Raw genomic sequence first — 13,470 nt, forward strand, 5'->3', positions numbered from 1 at the left:
CAGCCTTACAGGTAGTTGGCGTTGGCAGCGTCCAGGGTGCCCTGGGCCTGCATGATCAATTCGCAGAATTCGCGGGCCGCGCCTTCGCCGCCACGTGCCTGGGTCACGCCATGGGCGTGCTGGCGTACGAACGGTGCGGCGTTGGCTACGGCCATGCCCAGAGCCACACGGCGAATCACCGGCAGGTCGGGCAGGTCGTCGCCCAGGTAAGCCACTTGATCATAGCTTAGGCCCAGTTCGGCGAGCAGGCCGTCAAGCACCACCAATTTGTCCTCCCGGCCTTGGTAGAGGTGCGGGATACCGAGGTTGCTGGCCCGGCGTTCGACCACTGGGGTCTTGCGCCCGCTGATGATCGCGGTGGTCACGCCCGAGGCCATGAGCATCTTGATGCCCTGGCCGTCGAGGGTATTGAACGTCTTGAATTCGCTGCCATCCTCGAGGAAGTACAGATGCCCATCGGTGAGCACGCCGTCCACGTCGAATACTGCCAGCTTGATGCCTTTGCCGCGTTGCATGAGGTCCTGGTTCATTCCATCGCTCCTTTACATTACGCCGGCGCGCAGCAGGTCATGCATGTTCAGGGCGCCGGTCGGGCGGTCGTCACGGTCCACCACCACCAGGGCGTTGATCTTGTGGTCTTCCATGATCTTCAGGGCTTCGGCGGCGAGCATGTCGGCACGCGCAGTCTTGCCATGAACGGTCATGACCTGGTCGATCAGGGTGGTGTGCACATCGATGTTGCGGTCCAGGCTGCGGCGCAGGTCACCGTCGGTGAAGATCCCGGCCAGTTTGCCATCGGCTTCGACGATCACGGTCATGCCCAAACCTTTGTGGGACATTTCCAGCAGCGCGTCCTTGAGCAGGGTGCCGCGTGGTACTTGAGGCAGATCGTCGCCGGCGTGCATCACGTTCTCGACCTTCAGTAGCAGGCGGCGGCCCAGCGCGCCACCCGGGTGCGAGAAGGCGAAGTCCTCGGCGGTGAAGCCGCGGGCTTCGAGCAAGGCGATGGCCAAGGCGTCGCCCAGTACCAGCGCTGCCGTGGTGGAGGAGGTGGGTGCCAGGTTCAGTGGGCAGGCCTCTTGTGCGACACGCGCGTCAAGGTTGACCTCGGCGGCCTGGGCCAGCGGCGAGTCCGGGTTGCCGGTCAGGCTGATCAGCTTGATGCCAAGGCGTTTGATGAACGGCAGCAGGGTGACGATTTCGGCGGTACTGCCGGAGTTCGACAGCGCAAGGATGACATCATCACGGGTGATCATGCCCATGTCGCCATGGCTGGCTTCGGCCGGGTGCACGAAAAACGCCGGTGTGCCGGTGCTGGCCAGGGTCGCGGCGATCTTGTTGCCGATGTGCCCGGACTTGCCCATGCCGACCACGACGACCCGGCCCTTGCTGGTCAGAATCAGTTCGCAGGCTTTGACGAAATTGTCGTCGATGCGCGCCAAAAGGGCCTCTACGGCCTCGAGTTCCAGGCGCAGAGTGCGTTGGGCGGATTGGATCAGCTCGCTGGATTGGCTCATGTCGAAAAAGCAATGCCTGATGAAAGGGCGACGATTATACGCGCAATGATGAAAACCCTCACCTCCTCGATTGCTGTGGTGACTACCACCAAAGCCTGTACCGAGGCTGAACGACTGCTTGCCCGGCCTTGGGGCGGGGCTGTCAGCGGTGCTATAGTTCGCCGCTATTCGGCCTGTCAGGGGTGCGTGTGCCTTCCAGATGGAGGCCGGCGTCCATTAGGACGAGGCTGCATTAGCAAGGAGTCTAGATGAGTGTGGATAGCGCCTACGCGGTCGAGTTGAAGGGTGTCACCTTCAAACGTGGTTCGCGCAGCATTTTCAGCAACGTGGACATCAGCATCCCGCGCGGCAAGGTCACCGGCATCATGGGGCCATCGGGTTGCGGCAAGACCACGTTGCTCCGCCTGATGGGCGCACAGTTGCGCCCCTCGAGCGGTGAGGTATGGGTTGCCGGGCAGAACCTGCCGACGCTGTCGCGCAGCGACCTGTTCGACGCCCGCAAGCAGATGGGCGTGCTGTTCCAGAGCGGCGCGTTGTTCACCGACCTCGATGTGTTCGAGAACGTCGCGTTTCCACTGCGCGTGCATACTCAGCTGTCGGACGAAATGATCCGTGACATCGTGTTGATGAAGCTGCAGGCCGTGGGTCTGCGCGGTGCCATCGACCTGATGCCCGACGAGCTGTCCGGTGGCATGAAGCGCCGTGTGGCTCTGGCCCGGGCGATTGCCCTGGACCCGCAGATCCTCATGTACGACGAACCGTTCGTCGGCCAGGACCCGATCGCCATGGGGGTACTGGTGCGCCTGATTCGCCTGCTCAACGATGCCCTGGGCATCACCAGCATCGTGGTTTCCCATGACCTGGCAGAAACCGCCAGCATCGCCGACTACATCTATGTGGTAGGTGACGGCCAAGTGCTGGGCCAGGGGACGCCTGATGAGCTGATGGGGTCGGACAATCCACGGATCCGCCAATTCATGAAAGGCGACCCCGATGGCCCGGTTCCCTTCCACTTTCCCGCGCCTGACTACCGCGCCGACCTGCTGGGAGCGCGTTGATGCGCAGAAAATCCTTACTCGAACGTGTCCGCCTGCTGGGCCGCTCGGCAATCGACGTGCTGGCCGTGCTCGGGCGTTCGTGCCTGTTCCTGTTCCATGCGCTGGTCGGTCGCGGTGGCATTGGTGGCGGCTTCCAGCTGCTGACCAAGCAGTTGTACTCGGTGGGTGTGCTGTCGCTGGCGATCGTCGTCGTGTCCGGTGTGTTCATCGGCATGGTGCTGGCGCTGCAGGGCTACAGCATCCTGACCAAGTACGGCTCGGAGCAGGCGGTAGGGCAGATGGTCGCCCTGACCCTGCTGCGTGAACTTGGCCCGGTGGTAACGGCGTTGCTGTTTGCCGGGCGTGCCGGTTCCGCGCTGACCGCCGAAATCGGCAACATGAAGTCCACCGAGCAGTTGTCGAGCCTGGAAATGATCGGTGTCGACCCGCTCAAGTACATCGTTGCGCCACGCCTTTGGGCCGGTTTCATCTCGCTGCCGCTGCTGGCGCTGATCTTCAGCGTGGTTGGTATCTGGGGTGGCTCGTGGGTGGCGGTGGACTGGCTGGGTGTGTACGAGGGCTCGTTCTGGGCCAACATGCAGAACAGTGTTTCTTTCACGGACGACGTGCTCAACGGGCTGGTCAAGAGCCTGGTGTTTGCTTTCGTCTCGACCTGGATCGCCGTATTCCAGGGCTACGACTGTGAGCCCACCTCAGAAGGGATCAGTCGTGCAACCACCAAGACCGTGGTCTATGCCTCGTTGGCAGTGCTGGGTCTGGACTTTATTCTGACCGCCTTGATGTTTGGAGATTTCTGATGCAAAACCGCACCCTGGAAATCGGTGTCGGCCTGTTCCTCCTGGCCGGGATCCTGGCGCTGCTGCTGCTGGCCCTGCGTGTCAGCGGGCTGTCGGCCAGCCCGAGCAGCGATACCTATAAAGTTTATGCTTACTTCGACAATATCGCCGGTTTGACGGTCAGAGCTAAAGTGACCATGGCCGGTGTGACCATCGGCAAGGTCACCGCCATCGATCTGGACCGTGATTCCTACACCGGTCGGGTGACGTTGCAGCTGGACAAGTCGGTCGATAACCTGCCGACCGACTCCACTGCCTCGATCCTGACCGCCGGTTTGCTTGGCGAGAAGTACATCGGCATCAGCGTTGGCGGTGAAGACCAGGTACTCAAGGACGGCGCGACCATCCACGACACCCAGTCGGCGCTGGTGCTCGAAGATCTGATTGGCAAGTTCCTGCTCAACTCCGTTGGCAAGGAACCCAAAGAAGCGCAACCGGCTAATTAAGGAGTATCCATGATTTCGATCCTGCGACGTGGCCTGCTGGTCCTGCTGGCGGCTTTCCCCCTGCTGACCGTGGCCGCCCCTGGGCAATCCGCCCGGGAGGTGATCCAGACCACCACAACGCAGTTGCTCAGCGACCTCAAGAGCAACAAGGAGCAGTACAAGGCTGATCCTCAGGCCTTCTATGACGCCCTGAACAGCAACCTGGGGCCGGTGGTTGACGCAGACGGCATTTCCAAGAGCATCATGACCGTCAAGTACTCGCGCAATGCCTCGCCTGCGCAGATGCAGCGCTTTCAGGAAAACTTCAAGCGCAGCCTGATGCAGTTCTACGGCAATGCCTTGCTCGAGTACAACAACCAGGGCATTACCGTCGATCCGGCCAAGGCCGAGGGTGACGATCGCACCAGCGTCAACATGAAGGTCACCGGTAATAACGGTGCGGTGTATCCGGTGCAGTACACCATGGTCAAACTCAATGGCGAGTGGAAGGTCCGTAACGTCATCGTCAACGGCATCAACATCGGCAAGCTGTTCCGTGACCAGTTCGCCGATGCCATGCAGCGTAACGGCAACAACCTGGACAAGACCATCGACGGCTGGGCCGGCGAAGTGGCCAAGGCCAAGCAGGCGGCCGACAGCTCCCCGGAGAAAACCGTCAAATGAGTGAGGCTGCTGTAAGCATGGCCGAGCCTGGCATACTGCGTCTGGCCGGTGTGCTGGACTACCGCAGCGGCCCGGCCCTGCGCAAGCAAGGCAAGGTGCTGATCGATGGCTCGCGCGAGCCGCGACTGGTGCTTGATTGCTCGGCTGTCCAGAAGTCGTCCAGTGTCGGCCTATCGTTACTGCTTGCGTACATGCGTGATGCTCAGGCCACTGGCAAGGCGTGCGAAGTGCGTGGCATGCCTGACGACATGCGGGAAATTGCCGAGGTCTATGATCTCGATGAAGTGCTGGCAAGCTAGTGGCTCGGCACGGATGATGGCCCCTCGGTCAGCGAAGCCTTCGTTGGGCTTCGCAGGCGAGGGGCTTTTTTGTATGATGGCCGACCCGTGCGCATCGGGCGCCGATTGAGGTTGAGCATGCAGGCCGTAGAAGTTAAAAGCTTCCTTGAAGAGAAATTGCCGGGTTCCCGGGTCGAAGTTGAAGGCGAAGGCTGCAACTTCCAGTTGAACGTGATCAGCGACGAGTTGGCTGGCCTGAGCCCGGTCAAACGCCAGCAGGCGATCTATGCTCACCTGAATCCGTGGATCGCCAATGGCAGCATCCATGCGGTAACCATGAAATTTTTCAGCAGCGCAGCCTGGGCTGAGCGCACCTGAGCCAACTTGGCGGCGAGAATCCAATGGACAAACTGATTATTACTGGCGGCGCTCGCCTTGACGGCGAGATCCGCATTTCGGGCGCGAAGAACGCAGCCCTGCCGATTCTGGCAGCGACCCTGCTGGCCGATGGCCCGGTCACCGTGGGCAACCTGCCGCACCTGCACGACATCACCACCATGATCGAGCTGTTCGGTCGCATGGGCATCGAGCCTGTGATCGACGAAAAGCTGTCGGTGGAGATCGATCCACGCACCATCAAGACCCTGGTCGCGCCGTACGAGCTGGTCAAGACCATGCGCGCCTCGATCCTGGTGCTGGGCCCGATGGTTGCCCGCTTCGGCGAAGCCGAAGTGGCCCTGCCTGGCGGTTGCGCCATTGGCTCGCGCCCGGTCGATCTGCACATCCGTGGTCTTGAGGCCATGGGGGCGAAGATCGAAGTGGAAGGCGGCTACATCAAGGCCAAGGCGCCTGAAGGTGGCCTGCGCGGCGCGCACTTCTTCTTCGACACCGTCAGCGTGACCGGTACCGAGAACATCATGATGGCCGCGGCCTTGGCCAAGGGCCGCAGCGTGTTGCAGAACGCCGCGCGTGAGCCTGAAGTGGTCGACCTGGCCAACTTCATCAACGCCATGGGCGGGAACATTCAGGGTGCAGGTACCGACACCATCACCATCGATGGTGTCGAACGACTGGATTCGGCCAACTACCGCGTGATGCCGGACCGCATCGAGACCGGCACCTATCTGGTTGCCGCTGCCGTGACTGGTGGCCGCGTCAAGGTCAAGGACACCGACCCTACCATCCTTGAAGCCGTGCTGGAAAAACTCAAGGAAGCGGGTGCCGACATCAATACCGGCGAAGACTGGATCGAACTGGACATGCACGGCAAGCGGCCGAAAGCCGTCAACCTGCGTACCGCCCCGTACCCGGCGTTCCCGACCGACATGCAGGCGCAGTTCATCTCGCTGAATGCCATTGCCGAAGGCACTGGCGCGGTGATCGAGACCATCTTCGAAAACCGCTTCATGCATGTTTACGAAATGCACCGCATGGGCGCGCAGATCCAGGTCGAAGGCAACACCGCCATCGTCACTGGCGTCAAGGCGCTGAAGGGTGCCCCGGTCATGGCCACCGACCTGCGTGCTTCCGCCAGCCTGGTGCTGTCGGCGCTGGTTGCCGAAGGCGATACCCTGATCGATCGCATCTACCACATCGACCGTGGCTACGAGTGCATCGAGGAAAAACTGCAGATGCTCGGCGCGAAAATTCGCCGCGTACCGGGCTAGTAGCCCGCGGGTGCAAGGACGCACCTTTTGAATTGAATGCGGCCAGGTCGATGACCTGGCCGGCAGCAGCCGCTTAAGGACCGACGTTCCAATGTTGACCATCGCGCTTTCCAAAGGCCGTATTCTCGACGATACCTTGCCGTTGCTCGCCGAGGCCGGCATCGTGCCGACCGAAAACCCGGACAAGAGCCGCAAACTGATCATTCCCACCACGCAGGACGATGTGCGCCTGCTGATCGTGCGTGCCACCGACGTGCCGACCTATGTCGAACATGGTGCTGCCGACCTGGGTGTGGCCGGCAAGGACGTGCTGATGGAGTACGGCGGCCAGGGCCTGTATGAGCCCCTGGACCTGCAGATTGCCCAATGCAAGCTGATGACCGCGGGCGTAGTCGGCGCAGCCGAGCCCAAGGGGCGCCTGCGTGTGGCCACCAAGTTCGTCAACGTCGCCAAGCGTTACTACGCAGAACAAGGCCGCCAGGTCGACATCATCAAGCTGTATGGCTCGATGGAACTGGCACCGCTGATCAACCTTGCCGACAAGATCATCGACGTGGTCGACACCGGCAACACCCTGCGTGCCAACGGCCTGGAACCCCAGGAACTGATCGCCACGATCAGCTCTCGCCTGGTGGTCAACAAAGCCTCCATGAAAATGCAGCACGCCCGTATTCAAAGCCTGATCGACACGCTGCGCGCAGCGGTCGAATCGCGACACCGCGGTTGACTCCTGCGCGCGACCTTCGCTGTCGCGCCCGTCTATCCGCGTCATAGCCATTTTTCTCGGGTGCCCGCGCGGATGGACTGGTAGCTTGGGATTGTGCAAAAAGTCGCCGAGCGGCGATCATGCAAGAACGAAAACAGGCGAGGAACGGCCGGGGTCGCGCCCGACTTTGCTGGTTGCAAATGAGCATTCCGAGCCTGTTTTTAACGTAGCATGATCGTCGCGCAGGCACTTTTCGCACAATCCCCTAGGGCGCCTGAGCATTCGCTAATATTACGAGGCCCTCGCCATGACCGTGTCCACTGCAATTGCCCGTCTCAACGCTGCTGATCCGGATTTCGCCCGACATCTGGATCATCTGCTGAGCTGGGAAAGTGTGTCCGATGACGCGGTCAATCAGCGCGTGCTCGACATCATCAAGGCCGTGCGGGAACGCGGCGATGCGGCGCTGGTGGAATTCACCCAGCGTTTCGATGGTGTTGACGCCAAGTCGATTGACGACTTGATCCTCAATCGCGCGCGCCTGGAACTGGCGCTGACTCGCATTACCCCGGTCCAGCGCGAGGCCCTGGAAAAGGCCGCCAACCGTGTGCGCATTTATCACGAGCGGCAGAAGCAGGATTCCTGGCAGTACACCGAAGCCGACGGCACCGTGCTCGGCCAGAAGGTCACCCCGCTGGACCGTGCCGGCCTGTATGTGCCGGGCGGCAAGGCGTCGTACCCGTCGTCGGTGCTGATGAACGCCATCCCGGCCAAGGTTGCCGGCGTGGCTGAAGTGGTGATGGTGGTACCGACCCCGCGGGGTGAGGTCAACGAGCTGGTGCTGGCGGCCGCCTGCATCGCCGGTGTCGACCGGGTGTTCACCGTCGGTGGTGCCCAAGCCGTGGCCGCGCTGGCCTACGGTACCGAAAGCGTGCCGCAGGTGGACAAGATCGTCGGCCCGGGCAACATCTACGTGGCCACCGCCAAGCGCCACGTGTTCGGCCAGGTAGGCATCGACATGATCGCCGGCCCCTCGGAAATTCTCGTGGTGTGCGACGGTCAAACCGACCCGGACTGGATCGCCATGGACCTGTTCTCCCAGGCCGAGCACGACGAAGACGCCCAGGCCATTCTGGTCAGCCCGGATGCCGCCTTCCTCGATCGCGTGGCTGCCAGCATCGACAAGCTGATGCCGACCATGGAACGAGCCGATATCATCGAGAAGTCGATCAATGGCCGTGGTGCGTTGATCCAGGTGCGTGACATGCAGCAGGCCATGGAAGTGGCCAACCGCATCGCACCGGAGCACCTGGAGCTGTCGGTGGCCGACCCGCAAGCCTGGCTGCCACACATTCGCCATGCTGGCGCGATCTTCATGGGCCGCCACACCAGCGAAGCGTTGGGTGATTACTGCGCTGGCCCTAACCACGTGCTGCCCACTTCGGGTACCGCGCGCTTTTCATCGCCGCTGGGGGTGTATGACTTCCAGAAGCGTTCGTCGATCATTTTCTGCTCCGAACAGGGCGCGTCCGACCTGGGCCACACTGCCTCGGTTCTGGCGCGTGGCGAGTCGCTGACCGCCCACGCCCGCAGCGCTGAATACCGTATCCTGACCCAAGAGAAGGGGAACTGAGCATGAGTCGATTCTGGAGCCCCTTCGTCAAGGATCTGGTGCCTTACGTGCCGGGCGAGCAACCCAAGCTGGCCCGCCTGGTCAAGCTGAACACCAACGAAAACCCCTATGGCCCGTCGCCCAAGGCGCTGGAGGCCATGCGCGGCGAGCTGAACGATAACCTGCGCCTGTACCCGGACCCGAACGGTGACCGTCTCAAGCAAGCGGTTGCCGAGTACTACGGCGTGACGCCGGCGCAGGTGTTTGTCGGCAATGGCTCGGACGAGGTGCTGGCGCACATCTTCCACGGCCTGTTCCAGCACGATGCGCCGCTGCTGTTCCCGGACATCAGCTACAGCTTCTACCCGGTCTACTGCGGCCTGTACGGCATTGCCTTCGAACAGGTGGCGCTGGATGAGCAGTTCCAGATCCGCATTGAGGACTACAAAAAGCCCAACGCTGGCATCATCTTCCCCAACCCCAATGCGCCGACCGGTTGCCTGATGCCGTTGCAGGTGGTGGAGCAGCTGCTGCAGGCCAACCGTGATTCGGTGGTGGTGGTGGATGAGGCCTACATCGATTTTGGTGGTGAAACGGCGATCAGCCTGGTGGACCGCTACGATAACCTGCTGGTTACCCAGACGCTCTCGAAGTCGCGCTCGCTGGCGGGTCTGCGAGTGGGTCTGGCGGTGGGGCACCCGGACCTGATCGAGGCGCTGGAGCGGATCAAGAACAGCTTCAACTCCTATCCGCTGGACCGTGCAGCTATCGTCGGCGCGGCGGTGGCGTTCGAAGACCGTGAGTACTTCGAGGAAACCTGCCGCAAGGTGATAGACAGCCGCGAGGTGTTGGTCGGTCAGCTGCAGGCCAAGGGCTTTGAGGTGCTGCCGTCGGCTGCCAACTTCATCTTCGCCCGCCACCCGCAGCAGGATGCCGGTGAGCTGGCGGCACGCTTGCGCGAGCAGGGCGTGATCGTGCGTCACTTCAAGCAGCCGCGTATTGCCCAGTTCCTGCGGATTACCATCGGTACGCCGGAAATGAACCAGGCACTGCTGGATGCGTTGAGCTGACGTGTAGGCGCGGGTTTACCCGCGAATACGGTAGCGGCGGCAGCTGCGAACGGTCGGTGGAAATAGGCCAGCAGGCCCGGCCCTTTCGCGGGTGAACCCGCTCCTACAACAGCCTGTGCGCGTCCATTGTAGGAGCGGGTTTACCCGCGAATACGGTAGCGGCAGCAACGGTGAACGGCCGGTATAAATTGGCCAGCAGGCCCGGCCCTTTCGCGGGTGAACCCGCTCCTACCGGGGGGGCTCAATAGCGGCGGCCTTCGATTACAAACGGCTTGCCTGCCGGCCTGCTGCGCACCGCCGCCGGAGTACCTTTTAGCACCAGTACATAATCATTCTGCGTGCCCATCCCCTCCGGATCGATCCATTGCTCGTCTCTGGCCGCAACCTGGGCAACCACATGGCCGTTCTTGATAATGGTCAGATAACCATTGGCGCTACTGTTCCAGCGTAGCCGTCCTTTGTTTTCGTCGGCCCGCGCCTTGCGCACGCCGGTATCACCCAGTAAGGGCGTGCCGTCCAAAAGCCATTGCGGCTGCAGTTTGAGGCCCATGTGGCGCAGCACCGTGGGCGCGACCGAGGTCTGCGCGGGAAGCCCGTACAGGCCGCCGGGCCCAGGCATCTCCACAGGAATGCTCAGCTCGGTCAGTTCCTGATTCAACGGCTTGTTGCTGGCGATGAAGATACTCTTTTCCTGCTCAGAAGCACCGCCATGGCCTTTCCCCCAAGAGTCCCGGCCATGGTTGGTACTGACGAGTACCAGCCAGTCTTCCTGTGGGAACATGCGACGCCGCTGGTCTACCTTGTCCAGTAGCCGCCCGATATTGCTGTCGGCCTTGCGTAACGCCTGGGCATAGCGCTCACCATAACCCGTGTTATGGCCGATCTGGTCAGGTTCCTCCAGTTGAATGAACGTGAAGTCAGCGGCTGTGTCACCGAGGATCTGCAACGTACGCTCAATCACCTGTTCATCTGGCAAACCACTTTCGCGTACATCGGCGTCATGGGCGTCCTCCAGCAGAAATGCCGTGTTGAGGGGCGGCCAGTTGACGATGCAGGAGAGGTAGGCATTGGGGTACGCCAGGCGGAGCCGCTTGAACAGGCTAGGAAACGCCGGGTTTACCCGTTGCGAGTCGTCGTCCGATTCAACGCCATGCTTGTTGCTCCACACGCCGGTCAGCAAAGTGACCCAGCCAGGGCCGCTCAAGGTGGGTTGCTCGCTGGCATTACCATTGATACCCCCGGCGTAAGCCTTGCCGTAATAAAGCCGCTGCTTCAGGTTGGTTGCATCGCCCAGTTGCAGATACTGCTCAAATTGCACGCCGTCAAGACCGATGAGCAAGGTCTTGGGGCGGCTCGGGTGCCGGGTCGGGTCACAGCCTGGCTGCAGGGCCAGGAACAGCAGTAACAGCAAACTCGCCATTCGCATGTGGGCGCATCCTTGAAAGCAAGCAACGAGCGTTACAACAAAGCAGCATGCCCACAACTGGCAGAAATATCAGGTGGTTTACCTCTTTGTCTGCAATCCAGTAAGCTGCATCAATCATCGGATGATTGGTTGGGTGGCATGACTACAGAGCTAACCAAGCGTTCCCTGGTGGAGTTGGCCGTAGAGCGCATGCGCGAATGCATCGTGCTGGGTGATTGGCAGGTCGGCCAGCGCCTGCCTACCGAGCCAGAGCTTGCCTTGCAATTGGGCATTAGCCGCAACACCGTGCGTGAGGCCATGCGAGTGCTGGCATTCAGTGGCCTGGTGGAGATTCGACAGGGAGACGGCAGCTACCTGCGCACGGCCCAGGACCCGCTGCAGGCGGTGCACGCGATGTCTCGCTGTACGCTCGAGCAGGCCCGTGAAACCCGCCATATCCTCGAGGCGGAGGCCATCGGCCTGGCGGCTCTGCGCCGTACCGATGCCGACCTGCAAGCGCTGCGCGATGCTCTTGCAGGCAGTGCCGGGCACTTTCACGGCGATGTCGATGCCTATGTGGCTTGCGACCTGGTGTTCCACCAGCGGCTGGTCGATGCCGCCCACAACCCGGCATTGAGCGAGTTGTACCGTTACTTTTCCGGGGTGGTGGCTGCCGCACTGCAACACAGTATGGCGACCGTTCCGCGCTGCCAGGCCACGTTCGACTTGCATGGGCAGATCCTCGAGGCCGTCGAGCAACGTGACGCTGAACGGGCCAAGCGCCTGAGCCGTACCCTCATTGAATCCTGACACCGAGAAGGCCATGGCTGAATCCATCACCCGCAATACCCCCTCGAACCAGCGGGATCTCGACGAGCTGCTGATTGATGCTGAAGCTGACGACGAACAGGTCCAGCAGCAGGCGGTGGAGTTGCGGCGGCCCTGGCTGTTGCTGCTGGGCCTGGTGCTGGTGGCCTTGAACCTGCGCCCGGCGTTGTCGAGCATGGCGCCAGTGCTGGGCCAAGTATCTGAAGGCCTGGGGCTGAGTGCTTCGCAGGCTGGCTTGCTGACCACCTTGCCGGTGCTCTGCCTGGGCCTGTTTGCGCCCTTGGCGCCGGTGCTGGCGCGGCGCTTTGGCAGCGAGCGGGTGATTCTGGGCATCCTCGTCACCTTGGCACTTGGCCTCGTGGTACGAAGTACCTTCGGGGCTATTGGGGTATTCCTCGGCAGCCTGATGGCAGGGGCCAGCATCGGCATTATCGGCGTATTGTTGCCGGGTATCGTCAAGCGCGACTTTCCGCAGCATGCTGGCACGCTGACCGGTGTATACACCATGGCATTATGCCTGGGCGCGGCCATCGCGGCGGGTGCCACCGTACCTTTGGCCCAGCACTTCGACGGCAGCTGGGCACTAGGGTTGGGCTTCTGGGTGCTGCCGGCGTTGCTGGCCATGCTGGTGTGGTTGCCACAGGCCCGTCAGGGGCATGGCCTGCACAAGGTGGCCTATCGCGTGCAAGGCTTGTGGCGTGACCCGCTGGCCTGGCAGGTGACCCTGTACATGGGCCTGCAGTCATCACTGGCCTACATCGTGTTCGGTTGGCTGCCATCGATCCTGATCGGCCGCGGCCTCAGCCCTACCGAGGCAGGGCTGGTGCTGTCAGGGTCGGTGATCGTGCAGTTGATCAGCTCGCTCAGTGCCCCCTGGCTGGCCACCCGCGGCAAGGACCAGCGGTTGGCGATCGTGGTGGTCATGTCGGGTACGCTGGCGGGTCTGTTCGGTTGCCTGTATGCACCACTTTCCGGGTTGTGGGGATGGGCCATTGTGCTGGGTCTGGGACAGGGAGGAACCTTTGCCCTGGCGCTGACCTTGATTGTGCTGCGCTCGAAGGATGCCCATGTGGCGGCGAACCTGTCGAGCATGGCCCAAGGGGTGGGTTACACCCTGGCGTCGATGGGGCCGTTTGCGGTGGGCCTGGTGCATGACCTGACCGGGGGCTGGGCGGCACTGGGCTGGATTTTTGCGGTGCTGGGTGTTGGCGCCATCGTGTTCGGACTGGGTGCCGGGCGGGCGCTGCATGTGCAGGTGACCTGCGAAAAAGTCTGAGGCATGTTTTTGCAGTGCTGTCCTCTTGCCCGCCAAGAGGACGGTACTGGCATAAGCCATCGGGGCGGATTATCGTGCAGCTTTCGAACCTAGGACGGACCAGCCCCC

General features: G+C 62.0%; 15 protein-coding genes. 12 read left to right on the forward strand and 3 right to left on the reverse strand.

Features of this window, described 5'->3' with window-relative positions; genetic code table 11:
• Nucleotides 1–5 precede the first annotated feature (5 nt).
• Together LVS58_RS10605 and LVS58_RS10610 are read right to left on the reverse strand one after the other, a co-directional pair.
• The gene (locus tag LVS58_RS10605; protein ID WP_233691026.1) at nucleotides 6–530 is read right to left on the reverse strand and encodes a KdsC family phosphatase; all 525 of its coding nucleotides are present in this window, start codon (nucleotides 528–530) and stop codon (nucleotides 6–8) included.
• Nucleotides 531–542: 12 nt separating this feature from the next.
• Complete coding sequence (locus tag LVS58_RS10610; protein ID WP_233691027.1) at nucleotides 543–1,517, reverse strand: KpsF/GutQ family sugar-phosphate isomerase; 975 nt, start codon at nucleotides 1,515–1,517, stop codon at nucleotides 543–545.
• A gap of 248 nt (nucleotides 1,518–1,765) precedes the next feature.
• Between LVS58_RS10610 and LVS58_RS10615 the strand changes: the two genes are divergently transcribed.
• From LVS58_RS10615 to hisC, 10 genes are all read left to right on the forward strand, one after another.
• Nucleotides 1,766–2,575, forward strand: coding sequence for an ATP-binding cassette domain-containing protein (locus tag LVS58_RS10615; RefSeq protein ID WP_010952150.1), 810 nt, complete (start codon nucleotides 1,766–1,768; stop codon nucleotides 2,573–2,575).
• On the forward strand, nucleotides 2,575–3,372 hold the full coding sequence (gene mlaE, locus LVS58_RS10620; protein ID WP_003255125.1) for a lipid asymmetry maintenance ABC transporter permease subunit MlaE: 798 nt from the start codon (nucleotides 2,575–2,577) through the stop codon (nucleotides 3,370–3,372). The genes LVS58_RS10615 and mlaE overlap by 1 nt, the downstream gene beginning before the upstream one ends.
• Nucleotides 3,372–3,857, forward strand: coding sequence for an outer membrane lipid asymmetry maintenance protein MlaD (mlaD, locus tag LVS58_RS10625; protein ID WP_016485045.1), 486 nt, complete (start codon nucleotides 3,372–3,374; stop codon nucleotides 3,855–3,857). The genes mlaE and mlaD overlap by 1 nt, the downstream gene beginning before the upstream one ends.
• A gap of 9 nt (nucleotides 3,858–3,866) precedes the next feature.
• On the forward strand, nucleotides 3,867–4,520 hold the full coding sequence (locus LVS58_RS10630) for an MlaC/ttg2D family ABC transporter substrate-binding protein (protein WP_233691028.1): 654 nt from the start codon (nucleotides 3,867–3,869) through the stop codon (nucleotides 4,518–4,520).
• Nucleotides 4,517–4,819, forward strand: coding sequence for an STAS domain-containing protein (locus LVS58_RS10635; protein ID WP_233691029.1), 303 nt, complete (start codon nucleotides 4,517–4,519; stop codon nucleotides 4,817–4,819). The genes LVS58_RS10630 and LVS58_RS10635 overlap by 4 nt, the downstream gene beginning before the upstream one ends.
• Before the next feature lie 117 nt (nucleotides 4,820–4,936).
• On the forward strand, nucleotides 4,937–5,176 hold the full coding sequence (locus tag LVS58_RS10640) for a BolA family protein (protein ID WP_003255121.1): 240 nt from the start codon (nucleotides 4,937–4,939) through the stop codon (nucleotides 5,174–5,176).
• A 23-nt stretch (nucleotides 5,177–5,199) separates the two neighbouring features.
• A complete protein-coding gene (gene murA, locus LVS58_RS10645) occupies nucleotides 5,200–6,465 on the forward strand; it encodes a UDP-N-acetylglucosamine 1-carboxyvinyltransferase (protein WP_003255119.1) in 1,266 nt (421 codons plus the stop codon).
• A gap of 91 nt (nucleotides 6,466–6,556) precedes the next feature.
• Nucleotides 6,557–7,192 (forward strand): ATP phosphoribosyltransferase, encoded by a 636-nt coding sequence (hisG, locus tag LVS58_RS10650; protein ID WP_010952155.1) that lies wholly within the window; start codon nucleotides 6,557–6,559, stop codon nucleotides 7,190–7,192.
• A 286-nt stretch (nucleotides 7,193–7,478) separates the two neighbouring features.
• Entirely contained in the window at nucleotides 7,479–8,804 is a 1,326-nt protein-coding gene (gene hisD, locus LVS58_RS10655; RefSeq protein WP_233691030.1) for a histidinol dehydrogenase, read from the forward strand.
• 2 nt (nucleotides 8,805–8,806) lie between these two features.
• Nucleotides 8,807–9,853 carry a histidinol-phosphate transaminase gene (gene hisC / locus LVS58_RS10660; RefSeq protein ID WP_020193391.1) on the forward strand — a complete coding sequence of 349 codons (1,047 nt, stop codon included), beginning with the start codon at nucleotides 8,807–8,809 and terminating at the stop codon, nucleotides 9,851–9,853.
• 241 nt (nucleotides 9,854–10,094) lie between these two features.
• Here the strand turns inward: hisC and LVS58_RS10665 are convergent, their stop codons facing one another.
• Complete coding sequence (locus LVS58_RS10665) at nucleotides 10,095–11,279, reverse strand: alkaline phosphatase family protein (protein WP_233691031.1); 1,185 nt, start codon at nucleotides 11,277–11,279, stop codon at nucleotides 10,095–10,097.
• A 138-nt stretch (nucleotides 11,280–11,417) separates the two neighbouring features.
• Between LVS58_RS10665 and LVS58_RS10670 the strand changes: the two genes are divergently transcribed.
• Nucleotides 11,418–12,068: a FadR/GntR family transcriptional regulator gene (locus LVS58_RS10670; RefSeq protein ID WP_233691032.1), complete on the forward strand. Its 651-nt coding sequence runs from the start codon at nucleotides 11,418–11,420 to the stop codon at nucleotides 12,066–12,068.
• A gap of 13 nt (nucleotides 12,069–12,081) precedes the next feature.
• The gene (locus LVS58_RS10675; protein ID WP_233691033.1) at nucleotides 12,082–13,362 is read left to right on the forward strand and encodes a CynX/NimT family MFS transporter; all 1,281 of its coding nucleotides are present in this window, start codon (nucleotides 12,082–12,084) and stop codon (nucleotides 13,360–13,362) included.
• The last annotated feature ends 108 nt before the right edge of the window (nucleotides 13,363–13,470 follow it).

Source organism: Pseudomonas sp. JR33AA (assembly GCF_021378985.1).
Taxonomy (GTDB): Bacteria; Pseudomonadota; Gammaproteobacteria; order Pseudomonadales; family Pseudomonadaceae; genus Aquipseudomonas; species Aquipseudomonas alloputida.

Bases quoted from the DNA above. Each gene is read 5' to 3' on its own strand.
- hisG (WP_010952155.1), top strand. From the start codon at position 6,557: ATGTTGACCATCGCGCTTTCCAAAGGCCGTATTCTCGACGATACCTTG.
- LVS58_RS10665 (WP_233691031.1), bottom strand. From the start codon at position 11,279: ATGCGAATGGCGAGTTTGCTGTTACTGCTGTTCCTGGCCCTGCAGCCA.
- LVS58_RS10610 (WP_233691027.1), bottom strand. From the start codon at position 1,517: ATGAGCCAATCCAGCGAGCTGATCCAATCCGCCCAACGCACTCTGCGC.
- murA (WP_003255119.1), top strand. From the start codon at position 5,200: ATGGACAAACTGATTATTACTGGCGGCGCTCGCCTTGACGGCGAGATC.
- LVS58_RS10615 (WP_010952150.1), top strand. From the start codon at position 1,766: ATGAGTGTGGATAGCGCCTACGCGGTCGAGTTGAAGGGTGTCACCTTC.
- LVS58_RS10675 (WP_233691033.1), top strand. From the start codon at position 12,082: ATGGCTGAATCCATCACCCGCAATACCCCCTCGAACCAGCGGGATCTC.
- mlaD (WP_016485045.1), top strand. From the start codon at position 3,372: ATGCAAAACCGCACCCTGGAAATCGGTGTCGGCCTGTTCCTCCTGGCC.
- hisC (WP_020193391.1), top strand. From the start codon at position 8,807: ATGAGTCGATTCTGGAGCCCCTTCGTCAAGGATCTGGTGCCTTACGTG.
- LVS58_RS10635 (WP_233691029.1), top strand. From the start codon at position 4,517: ATGAGTGAGGCTGCTGTAAGCATGGCCGAGCCTGGCATACTGCGTCTG.
- LVS58_RS10630 (WP_233691028.1), top strand. From the start codon at position 3,867: ATGATTTCGATCCTGCGACGTGGCCTGCTGGTCCTGCTGGCGGCTTTC.
- mlaE (WP_003255125.1), top strand. From the start codon at position 2,575: ATGCGCAGAAAATCCTTACTCGAACGTGTCCGCCTGCTGGGCCGCTCG.
- LVS58_RS10670 (WP_233691032.1), top strand. From the start codon at position 11,418: ATGACTACAGAGCTAACCAAGCGTTCCCTGGTGGAGTTGGCCGTAGAG.
- LVS58_RS10605 (WP_233691026.1), bottom strand. From the start codon at position 530: ATGAACCAGGACCTCATGCAACGCGGCAAAGGCATCAAGCTGGCAGTA.
- LVS58_RS10640 (WP_003255121.1), top strand. From the start codon at position 4,937: ATGCAGGCCGTAGAAGTTAAAAGCTTCCTTGAAGAGAAATTGCCGGGT.
- hisD (WP_233691030.1), top strand. From the start codon at position 7,479: ATGACCGTGTCCACTGCAATTGCCCGTCTCAACGCTGCTGATCCGGAT.